The sequence below is a fragment of the Microbacterium algihabitans genome (assembly GCF_032464975.1).
GTDB lineage: Bacteria > Actinomycetota > Actinomycetes > Actinomycetales > Microbacteriaceae > Microbacterium > Microbacterium algihabitans.
Genome location: NZ_JAWDIU010000001.1, coordinates 982,459 through 1,000,511 on the forward strand (window position 1 = coordinate 982,459; position 18,053 = coordinate 1,000,511).

The 18,053-nt window shown below is 71.7% G+C and carries 18 protein-coding genes; 3 read left to right on the forward strand and 15 right to left on the reverse strand.

Annotation, left to right across the window (positions count from 1 at the left end):
* Positions 1-36 precede the first annotated feature (36 nt).
* The gene (locus RWH43_RS04620; RefSeq protein ID WP_316000781.1) at positions 37-540 is read left to right on the forward strand and encodes a GNAT family N-acetyltransferase; all 504 of its coding nucleotides are present in this window, start codon (positions 37-39) and stop codon (positions 538-540) included.
* 99 nt (positions 541-639) lie between these two features.
* Here the strand turns inward: RWH43_RS04620 and RWH43_RS04625 are convergent, their stop codons facing one another.
* Both RWH43_RS04625 and RWH43_RS04630 read right to left on the reverse strand, forming a co-directional pair.
* Positions 640-1,731 (reverse strand): FAD-dependent oxidoreductase, encoded by a 1,092-nt coding sequence (locus RWH43_RS04625; protein ID WP_316000782.1) that lies wholly within the window; start codon positions 1,729-1,731, stop codon positions 640-642.
* On the reverse strand, positions 1,728-2,231 hold the full coding sequence (locus RWH43_RS04630) for a GNAT family N-acetyltransferase (protein ID WP_154096886.1): 504 nt from the start codon (positions 2,229-2,231) through the stop codon (positions 1,728-1,730). Before RWH43_RS04630 ends, RWH43_RS04625 begins: the two co-directional genes overlap by 4 nt.
* A gap of 136 nt (positions 2,232-2,367) precedes the next feature.
* Between RWH43_RS04630 and RWH43_RS04635 the strand changes: the two genes are divergently transcribed.
* Positions 2,368-3,084: a GNAT family N-acetyltransferase gene (locus RWH43_RS04635; protein WP_144830445.1), complete on the forward strand. Its 717-nt coding sequence runs from the start codon at positions 2,368-2,370 to the stop codon at positions 3,082-3,084.
* Positions 3,085-3,110: 26 nt separating this feature from the next.
* Here the strand turns inward: RWH43_RS04635 and RWH43_RS04640 are convergent, their stop codons facing one another.
* From RWH43_RS04640 to RWH43_RS04680, 9 genes are all read right to left on the reverse strand, one after another.
* A complete protein-coding gene (locus tag RWH43_RS04640) occupies positions 3,111-4,541 on the reverse strand; it encodes an AMP-binding protein (RefSeq protein WP_316000783.1) in 1,431 nt (476 codons plus the stop codon).
* On the reverse strand, positions 4,538-5,647 hold the full coding sequence (locus RWH43_RS04645) for an MSMEG_0565 family glycosyltransferase (RefSeq protein ID WP_316000784.1): 1,110 nt from the start codon (positions 5,645-5,647) through the stop codon (positions 4,538-4,540). The genes RWH43_RS04640 and RWH43_RS04645 overlap by 4 nt, the downstream gene beginning before the upstream one ends.
* 31 nt (positions 5,648-5,678) lie before the next feature.
* Positions 5,679-6,536, reverse strand: coding sequence for a carbon-nitrogen hydrolase family protein (locus RWH43_RS04650; protein ID WP_307208104.1), 858 nt, complete (start codon positions 6,534-6,536; stop codon positions 5,679-5,681).
* 24 nt (positions 6,537-6,560) lie between these two features.
* A complete protein-coding gene (locus RWH43_RS04655; RefSeq protein ID WP_316000785.1) occupies positions 6,561-7,817 on the reverse strand; it encodes an MSMEG_0569 family flavin-dependent oxidoreductase in 1,257 nt (418 codons plus the stop codon).
* Positions 7,814-8,104 carry an MSMEG_0570 family nitrogen starvation response protein gene (locus tag RWH43_RS04660; RefSeq protein WP_307213979.1) on the reverse strand — a complete coding sequence of 97 codons (291 nt, stop codon included), beginning with the start codon at positions 8,102-8,104 and terminating at the stop codon, positions 7,814-7,816. The genes RWH43_RS04655 and RWH43_RS04660 overlap by 4 nt, the downstream gene beginning before the upstream one ends.
* 1 nt (position 8,105) lies before the next feature.
* A complete protein-coding gene (locus tag RWH43_RS04665; protein WP_316000786.1) occupies positions 8,106-9,008 on the reverse strand; it encodes a carbon-nitrogen hydrolase family protein in 903 nt (300 codons plus the stop codon).
* Between the two features lie 8 nt (positions 9,009-9,016).
* Positions 9,017-9,544 carry an MSMEG_0572/Sll0783 family nitrogen starvation response protein gene (locus tag RWH43_RS04670; RefSeq protein WP_307208085.1) on the reverse strand — a complete coding sequence of 176 codons (528 nt, stop codon included), beginning with the start codon at positions 9,542-9,544 and terminating at the stop codon, positions 9,017-9,019.
* Positions 9,545-9,647: 103 nt separating this feature from the next.
* Entirely contained in the window at positions 9,648-11,039 is a 1,392-nt protein-coding gene (locus RWH43_RS04675) for an MSMEG_0567/sll0787 family protein (protein ID WP_316000787.1), read from the reverse strand.
* On the reverse strand, positions 11,039-12,133 hold the full coding sequence (locus RWH43_RS04680; RefSeq protein WP_316000788.1) for an MSMEG_0568 family radical SAM protein: 1,095 nt from the start codon (positions 12,131-12,133) through the stop codon (positions 11,039-11,041). The genes RWH43_RS04675 and RWH43_RS04680 overlap by 1 nt, the downstream gene beginning before the upstream one ends.
* A 163-nt stretch (positions 12,134-12,296) precedes the next feature.
* On the opposite strand from RWH43_RS04680, the gene RWH43_RS04685 reads away from it, so the two are divergent.
* Complete coding sequence (locus RWH43_RS04685; protein ID WP_316000789.1) at positions 12,297-13,310, forward strand: LLM class flavin-dependent oxidoreductase; 1,014 nt, start codon at positions 12,297-12,299, stop codon at positions 13,308-13,310.
* 34 nt (positions 13,311-13,344) lie between these two features.
* Here RWH43_RS04685 and RWH43_RS04690 read toward each other — a convergent pair whose 3' ends face one another.
* From RWH43_RS04690 to RWH43_RS04705, 4 genes are read right to left on the reverse strand one after another with little or no spacing between them, the layout of a single operon-like run.
* On the reverse strand, positions 13,345-14,532 hold the full coding sequence (locus RWH43_RS04690) for an aminotransferase-like domain-containing protein (protein ID WP_316000790.1): 1,188 nt from the start codon (positions 14,530-14,532) through the stop codon (positions 13,345-13,347).
* On the reverse strand, positions 14,529-16,175 hold the full coding sequence (locus RWH43_RS04695; protein ID WP_316000791.1) for a dipeptide ABC transporter ATP-binding protein: 1,647 nt from the start codon (positions 16,173-16,175) through the stop codon (positions 14,529-14,531). Before RWH43_RS04695 ends, RWH43_RS04690 begins: the two co-directional genes overlap by 4 nt.
* Entirely contained in the window at positions 16,172-17,020 is an 849-nt protein-coding gene (locus tag RWH43_RS04700; protein WP_316000792.1) for an ABC transporter permease, read from the reverse strand. The genes RWH43_RS04695 and RWH43_RS04700 overlap by 4 nt, the downstream gene beginning before the upstream one ends.
* The gene (locus RWH43_RS04705; RefSeq protein ID WP_316000793.1) at positions 17,017-18,033 is read right to left on the reverse strand and encodes an ABC transporter permease; all 1,017 of its coding nucleotides are present in this window, start codon (positions 18,031-18,033) and stop codon (positions 17,017-17,019) included. The genes RWH43_RS04700 and RWH43_RS04705 overlap by 4 nt, the downstream gene beginning before the upstream one ends.
* Positions 18,034-18,053 lie beyond the last annotated feature (20 nt).

The window sequence follows — 18,053 nt, forward strand, 5'->3', positions numbered from 1 at the left end:
GCCGTGCCGTGCGTTCACCGGAGAAGAATGGATGCCATGACCACGACCCTCACCGTCCGCCTCGTCGCCCCGCAGGAGCACGCGGAGGCCGGGCGGATCACCGCCGAGGCCTACCGTGCCAGCTACGACGGGCTGTCGGAGGCGTACCTCGCCTCGCTCGCTGACGTCGCCGGCCGCGTGGAGCACGGCGAGGTGTGGGTCGCCCTCGATGGCGACGAGATCGTCGGCACCGTGTGGACGCCGCGGCCCGGCGAGCGACTCTCGCCCCTGGCCCGTGAGGGAGAGCTCGACTTCCGCCAGCTCGCCGTGGCACCGTCGGCGCGCGGCCGCGGCGTGGGCGAGCTGCTCACGCGACACGTGCTCGGCCTCGCCCGCGATCGCGGCGCGACCCGCGTGGTGATGAACAGCGGCCCGGAGATGCTCGGCGCGCACGCGCTCTACCTCAAGATGGGCTTCCGCCGCCTGACCGAGCGGGAGGACCCGATCGAGGTCGAACCCGGTCGCTGGCTCGACCTGCGCGCGTTCGGGTACGACCTCTGACGGGCGGGGTTTTCGACCGGCGACGGAATCGGATGTCAGGCGCCCAGGGATCCGCATCCGATGCGTTCGCCCGACCCCGCTCCGGCGGCAGGCCGGATGTCAGCCCGCGAGGGCGGCGAGAGTGCGGCCGACGACGGGCGTGAACTTGAACCCGTGGCCGGAGAAGCCCGCTCCGACGACGATCGGACCCGTGCGCTCGAGCACGAAGCGGGCGTCGACCGTCGAGGTGTAGGTGCACGTGATCTCGGTGAAGTCCGCGGCATCCACCCCGGGAAGCCACTCCGCGGCGTACCGGGCGAGCGCCGCGGTGAGGTCGCGGTCGGGCACGAAGCTGCGGTGGTCGGGGTCGATGACCGGACCCGCCGCGTGCCACCCGGCCTTCACGCCCTGACCGGGCGTGAACATTCCGTAGACGGGCGCCGCGAACCACGCCGTCGCGGGATCGTCCGCCGACGGGTGGTGGTTGAAGCCCGGCCAGTGCGCCGTCTCGAAAGGACGGAAGTGCGCCGGCTGCTCCTGCGTCACGCGCAGGGCGGGGAGTGAGACGCCCGGAACGCCCGCGAGGGTCTTCGCCGTCCACGCGCCAGCGGTGCACACGAGGCGCCGCGCGTGCAGGCGCCGAGTGCCCTCGGCATCCGTCACGGTGAAGCGCACGTCGTCGTCGCCGCGCACCTCGATGTCGGTGACGGCGGTGTTCCAGTGGATGCGCGCCCCGGCACGGGCGGCTCCCGCGAGGAACGCGGCGACCGACTCGTCGGCGTTCAGCCGACCCGCCCCGGGAGTGTGCAGCACAGGTCCGGCGAAACGCAGACCGGGCCACCGACGCGACGCCTCCGACGCGTCGAGCACCTCGGCCGCGAGGCCGCCCGCCGAGATCGCGGCGGCCGTCGCCACGGGGTCGACGCCGGGACCGTGCGTGACGATGCCGGTAGTAGTCAGCAGGGGGCGGCCCGCCTCGGTCTCGAGCTCGCGCCACAGCACCTCGGCGTCGCGGAGCCACGCGAGGTACTCGGGCTCGACGTAGGCGACGTTGAAGTTGCGCGAGGCTCCGTGCGAGGCGCCGCGGACGTGACCGGGTTCGAACTGCTCGAACACGCTGACCTCGCGACCGGCCCGGGCCAGGTGCCACGCCGTGGCCGCGCCCATCGCGCCGGCGCCGACCACGGCGACGTCGATCCGCTCCGCGCTCACGGGCGGAGGTCCTTGGCGAAGCAGCGCGAGCCGGCGAACCGGATGTACGGCTCGAAGACCTCGATGGGCGCGTAGCCGATTCGCTCGTACAGCGCGATGGCCTCGGGTTGGCGGTCGCCCGTCTGCAGGATGAGCCGTGATGCGCCCCGTGCCGCGGCGAGGCGCTCGAGTTCCGCCATGAGCGCTCGGCTCGCCCCGCGCCCCCGCGCGCCAGGGGAGACGTACACGCGCTTGACCTCGAGTTCCGCGCCGAGGGCGCGCAGCGCGGCATGGCCGACCGCCTCGCCGTCGACGGCGCGCACGAGCACGACCTCCACGATCGTGGCGGGGTCGACGGCGAAGTCCCGGGCAAGCCGGTCGGCCGTCGCCTCGTCGAAGGCGGCGAAGATCTCCGCGTATCGGGGTGAGATCTCGGCATCCATCGCCTCACGCAGCGCGACCGCCGAGGCGTCGTTCCAGTCGACGTTCTCGATGGTCCAGGTCGTCTGCGCGGCGGTCATCTCCCCAGTATTTCCGGATGCCGCGCGGCGCAGGGTTGCACCGGAAACGCCCGGTAACACGGGTCGCGGTCGGCCCCGCATTGCGCCCGACGACAGCCGAGTTGCACCCCGGGCGGAGTCGGCGCAGAGTGTCACGGTGACCTCCCCCTCGACACTCGACATCCCCCACGCCGACGCCACCGTGCTCGACAACGCGGCGTGGCACTCGCTCGCCGGCCCGCACGCCTCGTTCGCGATCGGCGGCGACCTCGTCCGCCGATATCCGTCCGATGTCGCGCCGTTCGTGGCCGTGCGCACGTGGGACGAACCGGGGGTGTGGGACGCCCTCCGCGACCTCGTCGGACCGGGTGCCGACGTGGGCCTGTCGGGCTACGAGGGTGCGATCCCCGAGGGCTGGGAGTACGTGGGCGGCGGCGAAGGCGTGCAGCTCGTCGAGACGCCGGCCCTGCAGACCCGCCCCGATGACGAGGCGATCGAGCTCGGTGCCGACGACGCGGCCGAGATGATCGCGATCGTCGAGCGCAATCAGCCCGGCCCATTCCGGCCCCGCACCTACGAGCTGGGGCGGTACATCGGCATCCGTCGGGAAGGACGACTGGTGGCGATGGCCGGTGAGCGCCTCCACCCCACCGGCTGGACCGAGATCAGCGCGGTCGCGGTCGACGCCGATCACCGTCGGCAGGGCCTCGCCTCACGACTCGTGCTCGACGTGGCCTTCCACATCCAGCAGCGCGGCGACCGGGCTCTGCTGCACGCCGCCGCGGCGAACGTCAACGCCATCGCGGCGTACGAGAAGCTGGGCTTCGCGCTGCGGCGTCGCAATCGCTTCGCGGCGGTCCGGACGCCCGCGTAACCCTCCGCGCCGAGCGATGCCGACGCTCAGCCGCCGAACCGCTCCGCGAGCGCCGAGCGCCTCACCTTCCCGGCTTCGTTTCGCAGCGGCTGTGTCACGACGTGCAGGGCGACGGGGGCGCGCCCACCGAGGCGCGCGCGAGCGTGCTCCCTCACCGACGCGGATGCCGCGGAATCGGTGAGCCGCACGGCGGCGTGCACCACGTGGCCCAAACCGTCGTCTGCCACACCGAATGCGACGGCCTCCTCGACGGCGGGATGCGCCTCGAGCACCGCCTCGACCGCGGCCGGGGCGATCTTGTCGCCGCCGCGATTGATGAGGTCGTCGGCGCGGTCGTGCAGGAAGAGATAGCCCTCGGCATCCACGTGTCCGACGTCGCCGAGCGTGTCCCACCCCTCGTCGTCGCGGCGCGAAACCGCGCCGACATAGGAGTACGCGGCCGTGTCGCCACGGCGCATCCACACCAGACCGCGCTCGCCCCTCGGCAGGTCGCGCCCTCGGTCGTCGCGGACCCGGATCTCGGTGCCGCCGATCGGCCGCCCGACGCTGCCCGGGCGTTCGAGCCACTCCGTTCCCGTGATGCGGGTCAGGCCGTTCGACTCGCTCCCGGCGTACACCTCGTCGACGCGCTCGGCCCCCAGCCAATCGATGGCAGCTCGTTTCAGGGCGGGAGCACACGGCGCACCCATGTGCAGCACGCTCTCGACGCTCGCGACGCGCTCAGGACGTCGCAGGTCGGGGGGAAGACGCACCAGGCGTGTCATCATCGCCGGGACGAGCAGCCCCCAGGTCGCGCCGTGCGCCTCGACGGCGTCGACCCACGCCCACGGCTCGAACCGGTCGAGGATCACGAGCCGGTGGCCGGTGAGGAGCCCCCGGAAGGCGTAGGTGAAGACCGCCGAGTGCCAGAGAGGACCCGCGACGATCTGCGTGGCCACGCGCGGCAAAAACACGGCGACCGGCCGCGTCGGGTCGAGGGTCGCGGCAGCCGCTGCCCGCACGATCTTGGGTCGACCCGTCGACCCCGAGCTCGCCGGAGCCTTCCAGCACGATGCCGCGACGTCGGGCAGCTCCCCGAGTCGAGGCGCGACCCGCACCCCCGGCAGCCACGGGACGTCGCTCGAGGCGGGTCGCGCGCCGACCGCGGCCGCGGGTCGCGCGACGGCCTCGAGCTCTCCTCGCTCGGAGAGGGTGAGATCGGTCGACAGCGGCTGCGGAGTCGCACCCGCCCGCCAGATGCCGAAGCAGGCGATCACGGCGTCCCGTCCATTCGGTAGCGACACGGCGACGGTGTCGTCGTGCCTCACGCCACGTGCGACGAGCTCGTGCGCGAACGCCGAAGCAGCGGCATGCAGCTCGGACGCGGTCATGACCCCCGCGGAGTCCGCCACGATCGGCTCGTCGGGGCGGACCCGCGCGCGATCGGCGAGGATCGATGAGAAGGAGCGCTCGATCATCGTGCGATCCGCTGCGGCACGCGCGCGTAGAACACCTCGTGCGCCCGGGCCGCCCGTTCCCAGGTGTGAGCACGGGCGAGAGCGAGTCCCGCGCCGGTATCGATCGCGGCGGTGCCGCGGAGCACAGCGTTCAGCTGGAGGGCGATGTCGGTCGGCGTCTTCGCGTAGAGCACGGTGTCGCCGAACACCTCCCGGATCACCGGCAGGTCGCGCGCGACGACCGGCGTCGAAGCGGCGAGCGCCTCCATGGCGGCGAGACCGAAACCCTCCTTCGTCGAGACGAACGCGAGAGCGCGGGCTCCGGCGACGAGAGCCGGCAGGGTGTCATCGCCGACCGTGCCCAGGATGGTGGGGGCGATCCCGAGTTCCGTGGCACGCTCCTCGAAGCGCTCGCGGTAGTCGCGGTAGTCGAAGAGCGTCTCCCCGCCGCCGAACACGAGACGCAGACGGGGATGCTCGTCGCGGATCCGGGCGAACGCCTCGAGCAGGTCGATCGAGCCCTTGCGCGGCTCGATCCCCCCGAGTGCCAGCACGTACTCGCCGAGAGCGGCCCGCCATTGCGCCCGGGCAGCCTCACCCGTCGCACCCGACGCGGCGGCGAAACGTTCGGCGTCCACCCCGTTCGCGATCACCTCGGGACGCACACCGTATTCGTGCTCGACCTCGCGCGACACCGCGTGCGAGACGCACAGGCGGGCGAACGGCTCGATGACGGCGCGATCATGGCAGGCGACCAGTTGCGGGGTGGTGAAGGCATCGAGATGGTGAATGGTCCTCACCACGGGGATGCCGCGGCGCAGCGCCGCGTTGGCCGTGATGCAGTCCTGCGCGTGCACGATGTCGCTTCGGCCGTCCAGCGCGACAGCCATCAGCTCGATGGAGCGCTCGATGCGCTCACCCACCCCCTCTCCCTCGATCGGAGGGCACGGCACGACCCGCACGCTCACGCGCGGATCGACCGGGCGGAAGAACGCCGTGTCGTCGCCGCGCCCGAGCGTCCACACCTCGACCTCGTGGCCGCGGGCGACGAGCGCCTCGGCGAGCGCGAGAGTGTGTACGACCCCGCCGCGGGGTTTGGTGGAGTACGTCAGCAGTGCGATGCGCATCGTGGTCCTGTCCGCGGGGTCGGGCCTCGGTCTACGCCGGGGCGCTCAGCCGGTAGGCGTGCTCGGCGCGTTGCGCCAGGTGGTTGAGCGAGCGACGGGCTCGCGCGATATCGCCGACGACATCGGCCTTCGCGACCGCGAGGCCGCCCTTGGCCCACGTTTTCGCGACGATCTCGCCCGCCGGGTCGACCACCTTCGCCTGCCCGAGGAAGCGCAGGCCGCCCAGCACCCCGGTCTGATTGGACGACACGAGGTACACCTGGTTCTCGGCGGCGCGGGCGCAGTCGTACAGATCGAACAGGTGGGCCTGGCGGTCGTTGCGGATGCGGTCGGAGCGGTCGGTTACGCTCGCGGGCCACGCGCTCAGACAGGTGATGATGTCGGCGCCGTCGAGCGCGATCGAGCGGGCCGCCTCGGGGAACGTCTTGTCGAAGTCGATGAGCATGCCGATCCGCCCCACCGGGGTGTCGAACGCTCGAAAGCCGGTGCCCGCCGCGTACACGTCCGACTCCCCGAGGGGCAGGTGCACCTTCCGGTGCACACCGAGCACACCCTCGCCGGTCACGCACACCGCCGAGTTGTAGCGGCGCTCCCGTCCGTCCTCCACCGCGCGCTCGGCGATGCCGAAGCACACCGTCATGTCGCCGGCGAGCTCGATGATCGCCGCGACCTCGGGACCGTCGATCTCGACGGAATGCGGGATGCCGTCGCCCTCCTCGACCGGGTGGTGCAGGTCGAGCAGGTAGCCGCCGATCGTGGCGTCCGGGAGCACGAGCAGGTCGACCCCGCGCGTGCGGGCGTCGGCCACGATGCCGGGGAGCTTCGCAAGCGTGCGCTCGACGTCGCGACCGAAGTGTGCCGCCACCGCAGCCATCGTCACGGATGCCATTTCTCGAGCGTACGCGCTGGCCGCTCAGCGCACCGCGAGGACGTCGCGCGAGGCCGCCACGATCCCGATGGCGACGTGCTCGGCATCCCGGGCGATCGCGTGGAACCGCCCCGAGCCCCAGGTGTGCAGCCACGGAAGACCAACGAACGAGAAGCCCGGCACCGCCGTCGCGCCCCACTCGTGCACAGGGTGCCCGTGGCTATCGAGCACGTCGAGGTCGCCGAGCCACGACCAATCGGCACGGAAGCCGATGGCCCAGACCACCGCGTCGATGTCGTCGAGGTCGAGTCGCGTCGGACCCCCGTCAGGCGTCCAGACCGGCCGATAGCGCTCCTCGACGGGGGCATCGATTCCCTCACGGGCGATGTAGGCGTCGATGTCGTTCTTGATCGACTCGGCGACCGAATCGGCGCGGTCGAGGTTGGCCGTGAGACTGTCGTCGAACTCCAGGTTCGCGTCGGTGATGCCGATCGCGCGCCCGTGCAGCCCCATCCCCTGCGCCGCGAACAGGCGGAGGTCGATGTCCCGCCCCCCGTCGCGCCCGGTGACGTAGTGATTGGTCGCGGCACGCTTGGCGGCCGCCTGCGCCCCGGCGGGCACGTCGTACACGCCCATGTCGGCGAGCCAGGTCATGCAGTCGCGGCCGCGATAGAACCGCGCCACGCGCGGCGCCCGCCCCACGGCGAGATGCACCTGGCGCCCCTCGAGATGAAGGTCCTCGGCGATCTGCGTGCCGGACTGACCCGTGCCCACCACGAGCACCGTTCTCGGCAGCTGCCCGGCGTTGCGGTAGTGGTGGGAGTGCATCTGCACGATGCGCTCCGGCAGATCGGCGGCCCACGACGGGGTGATCGGGCGGTGGTAGCCCCCGGTCGCGGAGGTGACGGTGTGGGCGGTGATCTCCCCGGCGCTGGTCTGCACCACGAAGACCCCGTCGTCGCGGCGATCCACCCGCCGCACGTGCACTCCCTCGGCGACGGGCGCGTCGAAGGAATCGGCGTAGCCGCGCACCCAGGCGTACACCTCGTCACGGGTCATGAACCCGTCGGGGTCGCCGCCGTCGTAGACGTAGCCGGGGAGCCGGCAGTGCCAGTTCGGCGTCACGAGGGTGAAGTTGTCCCACCGGCCGTCGCGCCACTCGTGCGCCGCGGACTCCCGCTCGATGACCACGTGCCGCACCCCGGCCTGGACCAGGTGCCAGCTGACCGAGAGACCAGCCTGTCCCCCACCCACGATCACGGCGGGGTAGTGGTCTCCCGCGCGGAGCTCGACGGGGATCACGACGCCCTCGCGGGCAGGGGCGGCTCCATGCGCAGCACGGTGACTTCTCCCTCGGGATAGGCGGCGGCGGTCCGCACGATCTCGTCGCGGGATGCCATGGCCGAGGTGCATGCGAAACCGTACGCGGCGCGCACGCGTTCGCCCGCGGCATCCAGAGCTTCACTCGATCGGGCGACGAAGTCGACGACACCGTACCGACCGCCGGTGGAGAGGTAGTCGTGCATGACGAGACTCGGCGAGTAGTGCGACGACTCGGCACCGTCGGGCCAGCGGACGGCGAAGTGCATCTCAGGCACGGGCCACCTCTTTCCATCCCTCGACGTGCGCGCCGGTCGTCTCGGCGACGGGCCCGTAGACGTCGGGGCGACGGTCGCGCAGGTGGAACATGCCCCCGCGCATCGCCCGGAAGGTTTCGTCGACGTCGATCTCGGCGATCGCGAGCCCGGTGCCGAGCAGGGTCGTGGCGAGGATGTTGCCGCCGGGGTCGACGACCTTCGCGTTGCCGACGTAACGGAGCGACCCGAAGGTGCCCGACTGATTAGAGGCCATCCAGAACACCTGATTGTCGAGGGCGCGGGCGATGTCGAACTGGTTGAACCGGTAGGTCCACCGATCGTCCTGCAGGTTCTCGGCGGTCGCGGTGCGGGCCGCCGGCCAGGCCGACATGCTCACCACGATCTCGGCGCCGTCGAGGGCGAGCATGCGCGCCGCCTCGGGGAACGCCTTGTCGTAGCAGATCTGCATCCCGACACGCCCGACGGGGGTGTCGAACGCCTCGTAGGTGTCCCCCGCCGAGTACGACATGTTCTCGCCCAGCGGCTGGTGCACCTTGCGGTACGAGCCGTAGATGTTCTCACCGTCCAGGCACACCGCGGCGTTGTAGCGCGTCTCGCCGTCGTCGGCCAGCTCGCAGAACCCGATCGTCACGATCATGTCGCCCACGAGCTGCTGCACCCGGGCGATCTCGGGCCCGTCGAGCCGGATGGCCGGCGGCATCGACTTCTTCGTGGTCTTGATCGTGTCGCCATGGTTGCCGAGCGACGAGAGGTATCCGCCGATCGCGGCCTCGGGGAAGGCCAGGAACGACACTCCCGCGGCCCGCGCCTCGGCCACCAGCTCGGAGATGAGCGCGTAGTTCTGCTCCAGGTCTCGGGTGAAGTTGGCCGAGACGGAGGCGACGGTGATCGACATGGTGAGCCTCAGAGGTTGTAGACCGAGTTGATGATCGCGCCCTTGCGCGCGTAGTAGATGACCGCGTCCTGCACGTCGAGCGGGTGCGCGGGGATCACGCCCTCGATGATGTCTTCTTCGCGGATGCCGTGCAGCGCCAGGCCGAAGCGGCAGCAGTAGACCGTGCCGCCCTCCTTGATGAACGTCTCGAGCGAGTTGTTCATGTTCAGCTCGCCGGGGAAGCCCGCGTCGCCCGTGGTGGGGAAGCCGCGGTTCGCCGCGGCCGCGAGGGTGCCCGGCCCGTACAGGTAGATGGCCGACTCGAAGCCCTTCCGGAGCGCTCGGGTCGCCTGGAGGATCGCGACGAAGCTCACCGACGACTCGTGGGGGATGCCGTGGATGAGCGTGAAGTACGACTCGCCGTTCTCGGCCTGGAAGTCGGGGAACAGCTTCGTCGAGCCGTAGATGTTGCTGCCCTTGGGGAGCGAGGGGTGCGGGACCTCGCCGAGGGACTTGGCGATGTTCTCTGCGATCTGGGCGTCGAGTTCGGTGGTCATTGTCGTGTCCTTCGCGTCGGGTGGAGCCGGGATGGAGCGCGTGTCTGATGTCCAGGCTCGCGGGTGGGTGTTTCGAAATGGTTTCGCTCGGAAAGAGGTTGCGTTACGCCTGACCGAGGCCGGTGGCGTCGGCGTCGAGCGCGCGCGTCTCAACGCCGTCGGGCCAGCGCAAGACGACGCCGAGCTCCGTGCTGAGCTCGCCGATCGTCGCCGACGTCGCCAAGGGCGAGGACATCTGCGGAGCGTCGGCGGTGAGCATGGCGAAGCCCGGGAAGCAGGTGAGCCAGTCTCCGAACGCCACGTCGGACGGCGCCGGGACGCTGGCGACGTCGATGAGGGCGCCGGTTCCGGATGCCTCGGCGAGCATCGCCGCCGTGCCGACGAGACCGGCCATGCTGACGTCTTTCGCGGCGGCAGGTTGCTGCGCGGCGACGAGACCCGCCAGGTGACGCAGCTCCTCCCCCGAGCGGGTCGAGGTCGAGTCCCACTGGCGTCCCTCGAAGCCGCGACGCCACCGCCCGTGCAGGTCGACGGTGAGACCGAGTCGGTGACCGACGCGTCCCCCACCGCCGGGTACGGGGGCGGTCGTCCGCCCCAGCGCCGTCACCGCGAGCGACGACGCTCCGCGCAGCTGCGTGTGACCGCCGAGGACGGGGACATCCCATGCGACCGCGGCGCTGCGCAATCCCGAGACGATGCGGCGCACCGCCGACGCGGTGGGTGCCGATACGGCATCCATCAGTCCGACGGCTCGCGCGCCCATCGCCGAGAGGTCGTTGACGTTCACGAGCACCCCGCACCACCCGGCCCACTCGGGGTCGCGATCGATGAGGGCGGGCAGAATCGCATCGGTGGCGACGACGACATCGGTGCCCGCGACCAGCGCGCCGTCGTCGCCCACCCAGCCATCACCGCCGAGCGCCTCGGGATGATCGTCGCGGATGCCGGAGAGCACGTCGCCCAGCGGGAGCTTCATCGCTGCGACGAGGTCGGCGACGCGCTCGATGGGCCACCGCATCCGCACGTGCGGGGCTCCGCCGATGACCGTCCGCCCCCAGCGCACCCACCCGAGGTGGCGGAACAGGGGCTCGTTGCGCTCCTGCACCGTGGCGTCGAAGCGCAACACGCCCCGGCTCGCCGCTTCCGTGCACGCGGCCCGGACGAGGGCTGAGCCGATACCGCCTGCCTGGCGAGCGCCGCGACGCACGACCAGTCGGCCGCCCGTCCACCAGCCGATGTCACGGACCGTGGCGGGGGCGAGGCGCACGCCGCCGAGGACGTCGCCCATGGACGTGGCCGCGACCAGCACGACGGTGCGGGGGTCGTCGTCGATGTCGTCGTGGTCCGTGCCGGCGAATAGGCCCTGCTCGCCGACGAACACCTCATGCCGGATCGAGCGGTACGCGGCGAGGTCCGCGGCATCCGCCACCCGGATCGTCCACGCGGGCGCCTCCTGCATCCGAGGAGACCCGGTCAGCACCGGTACGTCGAACATCAGGCGCCTGCTGTCTTGAGGATGCTGCACGCGCCGCAGGCCGCGCAGCCTGCGCGCTGATCCTCGCCGCGCATCCCCGCCGCGTGCATCAGCGCGGCGACCCGCGAGGTGATGTCGTCGACGACGGCGCGATGGGGAGCGGAGATCTTGTCGACGTCGGTCGCGAGCGTGCCCTTCAGCGGGCGGAAGGGCACGACGAAGGGATAAACGCCCATTTCGATGAGCTCGCGTGCTCCCTCCACCGCCTCGTCGGGGTCTTCCCCCATCCCCACGATGAGGTAGGTCGACACCTGGTTCCAGCCGAAGACCCGGACCGCCTCACGCCACGCGGCGCGGTACTCGTCCATGCTCACGCGCGATTTGCCCGGCATCCATCGCCGACGCACCTCGTCATCCATCGACTCGACGTGGATACCGATCGAGCGGGCCCCCGCCTCGTAGAGATCGGTGATGGCTTGCAGGTCGGCCGGAGGTTCGCACTGCACCTGGATCTCCAGCCCCGGAACCGCCGCCTTCACCGCGCGAACGCAGCGGGCGAGGTGTTTCGCGCCGCGATCCCACCCGTTGGAGGTCCCCGTCGTCATCACCATGTGGGTCACGCCGTCGAGGCGGACGGCCGCCTCAGCGACCTCGGCGAGCATCGCGGGCGTCTTCACCGCAATCGTCGTGCCCGCGTCGAGAGACGCCTCGATCGCGCAGAAGCGGCATCGCTCGCTCTCGTCGTAGCGAACGCAGGTCTGCACGACCGTGGTCGCGAGCACGTTCTTGCCGTGCAGCTTCGCGATCTTGTCGTAGGTCACCCCCTCGGCCGTTTCGAGGTCGTAGAACCGGGGGCGCACGACCGGCGCCACGTCGAAACCGAGATCGGCACCGTCACGGGTCAGCCGCCCCGACGCGGTGATGACATAGGGGCTGTTCGGGTTCAGGGGGATGGCCGCCCCCTCGCCCTCGATGACGAAGTGGCCGTCGTCGCTGGGGCCCGCCCCGCCCGTGCGGCGCACGGGGGCGTCGCTGCGAACGCCGAGCAGGGCTAGGCTGACTCGGGTCGAGACCCGGTCACGGTCCACCGGTGCGAGCGCTGAAGCGTTATCCATGCACTCCAGTAGAACCACGGAGTGTTTCGATACGACGTCCGGCGGATAGCGGTCTGGTTTCCGGCCCCGGGTTTCTGCTCTCCCTCTCCCCTGGCAGCGACGGCCATGACGGACCGTGACACGGCCGGCCCTCCCGGCGCCGGACGCGGTTTAGCGTGGCAAGGTGACCCGCCCGCTGCGCTCCCTCGGCTTCCTCACCATCGGCCTCTTCGACCGAGATGATCCGCGCGCCGGACACGAGACGACGCTGTCGATCATCGAACGCGGCGAAAGCCTCGGCTTCGACAGCGCCTGGCTGCGCGACCGGCATCTGCAGTACGGCATCTCGTCTCCCGTTGCGGTGCTCGCGGCCGCCACACAGCGCACGAGTCGCATCCGCCTGGGCACGGCGGTGATCCCGCTCGGGTGGGAGAATCCGCTGCGCCTAGCCGAAGACCTCGCGACCGTCGACGTGCTGTCGGGCGGGCGTCTCGAGCCCGGGTTCTCGGTCGGGCCGCCGCGGCGCCTCGACGAGGTCGCGCCGGCGCTGTACCCCGACACCGCCGACCGCGAGGACTTCGGCTACGAGCGTCTGGTGCGGCTGCGCCGCTTCCTCGCCGGCGAGCAGGCCAGTCCGTTCGCGGGGACCGAGGGGATCGAGGAGTACTCCGAGCGGGTCGAGCCGCACGCCGCGGGCTTGGCCGATCGGCTCTGGTACGGCGCGGGCAGTCCCGGCTCGACGACGTGGGCGGCCGAGAACGGCTTCCACCTGCTCACCAGCAGCGTGATCCAGGCGGTCGAGCCGACCGACTTCGACGCCGAGCAGTACGCGCAGATCCGCCGCTACCGCGACGCGCATCGCGACGGCGAAGCCGCCCGCGTCTCGCAGGGGCTCGTCGTGGTGCCCACCGACTCGGCCACGCCCGAGCAGCGTCGCCGCTACGAGGCGTATGCCGACTCGCGGCGCGGGCGGGTCGGCATCCCCCAGGGCCCGCGCGGGATGCTGTTCGCCGAAGACCTCGTCGGCACGTCGGAGCAGATCGCCGAGCAACTGCTGTCGTCGCGCGCGTTCCCCGAGGTCGACGAGGTGGCCTTCGCCCTGCCCTTCGACTTCGAGCCCGATGACTACGTGCAGATCCTCGAGGACATCGCCGGGCGACTCGGACCGCTGCTAGGGTGGGCGCCGGCCGCACCCTGAGGACCACCGCCGGGTGGACGGATGCCGCACCCGCTCAGCGCTGCCGCGCCACCGCCCGCGCCAGCCGCGCCGCGGCTTCGCGCAGCAGCTCCTCCGACGTGTCGCCGTAGGCGAGGCGCAGGTGACGGTCGGCATCGGTGCCGGGCCCCGAGGCGAAGAACGACCCGCGCTGGTACTCCACGCCCTCGGCGCTCGCGTCGGCGGCGAGCCGGTCGGCGTCGATGCGGTCGTCGGTCAGGCGCGGCCACAGGAAGAGCCCACCGTCGGGCACGGCGACGTCGAAGAACCCGGATGCCGAGAGCTCAGCCGCCAGCACGTGCGCGCGCGAGCGGTACAGGTCACGGGCCCGGCCGAGCACGCGGTCGAACAGCGACGCGTCGCCGGTCAGCAGCTCGGCGACCACGCCCTGCACGAACGTCGACGAGTGCGAATCCTGGCGGCTGCGGAGGGCGACGGCATCCGGGATCAATCGCTCCGGCAGCACGACCCACCCGAGCCGCAGGCCCGGCCCGAGGGTCTTGGTGAAGGTGTTCACGTGGATCACGTGGTCGGAGTCGTGGAACGGCTCGACCGACTCCGCCTCGCCGTGGAACCGCAGCTCGCGGTAGAGGTCGTCGGCGAACACCGTGAAGCCGTAGCGCTCGGCGAGGGCGACGAGCTCGCGACGCTTCGCCGTAGGCAGCGACGACTGCGAGGGGTTGTGGAACTCGGGCACGGTGTACACCGCGGCGGGTCGGGCTCCCTCGCGCAGGCGCTGCTCGAGCTCGTCGATGTCGAGTCCCGCCGAGCCGACGCCAATGGGGAGAACCCGCGCGTCGGCCAGCTCGAGCCCGCGCAGGAACAGCGGGAACACGGGGTTGTCGACCGCCACGAGATCGCCGCGCTCGAGCACCGTCTGCACGGCGAGCGCCAAGCCGTGGAAGCCGCCGTTGGTGATGAGCACGCGCTCCACCGCGACGCCCTCGCGCGCGGCGACCCACTCGCGCAGCGCCGGGATCCCCTCGGTGCGGGAGTACTGCAACGAGGCGGCACCGGGGCGCGCGAGCACGCGGGCCGTCGCCTCGGCGAACTCCGCGGTGGGTAGCACCGTGGCATCCGGGATGCCGCCGAGCAGCTCGATCGCATCGGGGCGCCGGTCGCGCAGCGTCTGGTCGCCGAAGCCCTTCGGCGCGGTGAACGCCTGCACGAGCGTGGGACGGGAGGACGGGGAGAGAAGGGTCATCGGGGACTCCGGGGATCGCGGAACGGGATGGCGTCGATGAGGGCGCGGGTGTACTCCTCGCGCGGGTGCGAGAGCACGTCGGCCACGCGACCGGCCTCGACGACCCGGCCGTCTTTCAGCACCGAGACGGTGTCGGCGATCTGGCGGACGAGGGCGAGGTCGTGCGAGACGAACAGGTAGGTCAGTCCCCGCTCGCGCTGCAGGCGGCGCAGCACGTCGAACACCCCGGCCTGCACCGTCACGTCGAGGGCGCTGGTCGGCTCATCGAGCACGATGACGTCGGGCTCGAGCACGAGGGCCCGCGCGATCGCGACGCGCTGGCGCTGACCGCCCGACAGCGCATCGGGGCGACGCCGGGCGAGATGGGTCGACAGGCCGACGGCATCCAACGCCTCGGCGACCGCGGTCGCCCGGTCGGCGCGCGTGCCGACGCGATAGCGGTCGAGCGGCTCGCGCACGATGCGCCCGACGCTCCACGTGGGATCGAGCGAGGTGAAGGGGTTCTGGTACACGAGCTGGAGGTGGCGACGGATGCCGCGCAGCTGGGCCGGCGTGCGTCCGGTGACCGGCTCGCCGTCGACGCGGATCTCGCCGGCATCCGGGGTGTCGAGCCCGAGCAGCAACCGCACGGTGGTGGTCTTTCCCGAGCCGGATTCTCCGACCAGCGCGTGCGTGGTGCCAGGCGGCACGCGGAACGACACCCCCGCCACCGCCGGCCGCGCGGCACCGTCGACGACGAAGCTCTTCGACACCTCGCGCACCTCGATGCGGGTCGAGCCGGTGTCGGTCGTCCACGCGTCGACCCCGCGGTCGTCGAGGTCGCGCCGGTACCGGTCGGGGTTGAGCGCGGGGGCGTCGGCCTGCAGCTGTCTCGTGTACGCGGATGCCGGGGCGGCGAACACCGCGCGCGTGGCACCGGCCTCTTGGATGCGGCCGTCTTTGAGCACGACGATCTCGTCGGTGCGTTCGGCGGCGATCGCCAGGTCGTGCGTGATGAGGAGGAGTCCGATGCCGAGGTCGTCGCGCAGCTCGCCGAGCAGGTCGAGGATGCGCTTCTGGATCGTGACGTCGAGCGCGCTGGTGGGCTCGTCGGCCACGAGCAGCTGCGGCCCGGGCAGCACCGCGAGCGCGATGAGCACGCGCTGCAGCATGCCGCCCGACAGCTGGTGCGGGTACGAGTCGTAGACCCGGCGGGGGTCGGGCAGGCCGACGCGCTCGAACGCCTCGAGGATCGCCGCGCGCTCGTCGGCGACTCCGGCGAGCGCGGCCGCCTCGTGCGCCTGCGACCCGATCGTGCGCACGGGGTTGAGGGCGTGCGCCGGATCCTGCGGCACGAAACCGATTCGTCGGCCGCGCAGGGGGCGGAAGGCGCGCTCCGAGAGCCTCAGCACGTCGGTGCCGTCGAGCTCGACGCGGCCGTGCGCGCGGCCCGTCGCCCGAGGCAGCAGGCGCAGCACCGAGCGGGCGATCGTCGACTTGCCCGAACCCGATTCGCCGATCAGGGCGAGGCTGCCGCCCCGTGGGATCGAGAACGACACGTCGTGCACCACGGGGGTGCGCCCGTAGGCGACCGAGAGATCCTCGACGCGCAGCAGCGCGGTCTGCGTGACCACGTCGGGGCGGACGGGGAGAGAGAGGGTCATGACGTCCTCCGGAGGAAGCGGCTGATGCGGTTGATCGAGAGCACCGTCGCCACCGTGACCAGAGCCGGCCAGACCACGAGCCACGGCGCGCGCGGGTAGTCCTTGCCCGCCGAGATCAGCAGTCCCCAATCGGATGCCGGGGGCGGATCGCCGTAGCCAAGGAAGGCGAGTCCCGCGATCACGAGGATCGACAGCCCGAACTGCAGCACCGCGAGCGGCACGAGCGAACGCGACGCGTTGGGCAGCACGTGGCGGAACAGTACGTGCAGGCTCGACCCGCCCTGCAGCCGCGCGGCCTCGACGAACACCGACGAGCGCACGCGCAGCACCTCGGCGCGCATGACGCGGGCGAAGACCGCCACCGCCGAGACGCCGGTCGCGATCGCGGCGTTGATGGTCTGGAAGCCGAGCGAGCTGACGATGACCACCGCGAGCAGGAACGCGGGGATCGCCAGCAGCACGTCGACGAAGCGCGCGAGCACGACGTCGGTCCACGAGCCGAGGAAGCCGGCGAGAAGCCCGATCAGCCCGCCCACCACCACCCCGATAGTGACCGCGACGAGCGCGCTGGTCACCGAGGGCTGCGCGCCGAAGACGATCCGCGCGAACAGGTCGCGCCCGAGATGGTCGGTGCCGAGCAGGTGCGCGGCGCTGGGCGCCTGGAGCTTGTCGGCGGGCACGCCCTGCGCGGGGTTCTGGCTCGTGAAGAGCGTCGGCGCGAGCGACCACGCGAGCACCACCGCGACGACGATGAACGAGGCGATGACGTCGAGGGGCAGGGTGAGCCGGATGCCGCGCACCCGGGCGATCGCCGGGCGCGGCGCGAGGGCGGGGGCGGCGCTCATCCGACGCTCACCTCCTCGCGCAGCGGCGACGCCGCGTCCGCGGGGGTGGGAGTGGTCCGCGCGCGGCCGCGCGAGGCGATCGAGACGCGCGGGTCGAGCAGCGGATAGGCGAGGTCGGCGACCAGGTTGACGACCACGAAGACCACCGCGGCCAGGGAGACGACCGCCTGCAGCACCGGCAGGTCTTGACCGGCCACGGCCGACTGCACGAGCGTGCCGACGCCGACGCGTCCGAAGATCGCCTCGGTGATGAGCGCGCCTCCGAGCAACTCGCCCACGATGAGGGCCAGCACCGTGACACTCGGCAGCGCCGAGGGCTTGGCGAGATGGCGCAGGAACAGCGCGCCCGACCGCAGACCGCGCGAGCGGGCGACGGCGACGTACTCCTGCCGCGACTCGTGATCGAGCGACGAGATGAGCACCTCGGCCAGCTGTGCCGACACCGGGATGCCGAGGGCCACCGCCGCGAAGAAGGTGCCCCACGGCGTCTCGGTGTCGATCATGCTGAACAGCCCGAGCCCGAACGCGAAGACGTGGATGAGCAGCAGACCGATGACGAAGTTCGGCACCGAGAGGAACAGCGACGGCAGCGAACGCAGCACGCCCTGTCCGAAGCGCGCGGGGACGAACTGCGTGCCGTACGCGATCGCCACGGCCAGCACCACGGCCACGGCGAGGGCCGCCGCGGCGAGCGCGAGGGTCGACCCGAGCGCATCGAGCACGAGTGTGGCGACGGGCAGGTTCGAGCGCAGCGAGACGCCGAGGTCGCCGACCACGAAGCGCCCGAGCGACGAGCCGAGCTGCACCCACCACGGCTGATCGAGGCCGTAGAAGGCGACGATGCGGGCGATGTCGACTTCGGTGAAGCCGTTGTCGGGGTTGCGCAGCGTCGTGGTGATCGGGTCGCCCGGCAGCACGCTGATCACCGCGAACGTGAACAGGTAGGCCAGGAGCACGACGACGATCGCCTGCCCGGTGCGCCGCAGCGCGAAGCGGCCGTAGGTGCGCAGCATGCGCTCCTCCTCTCGCGATG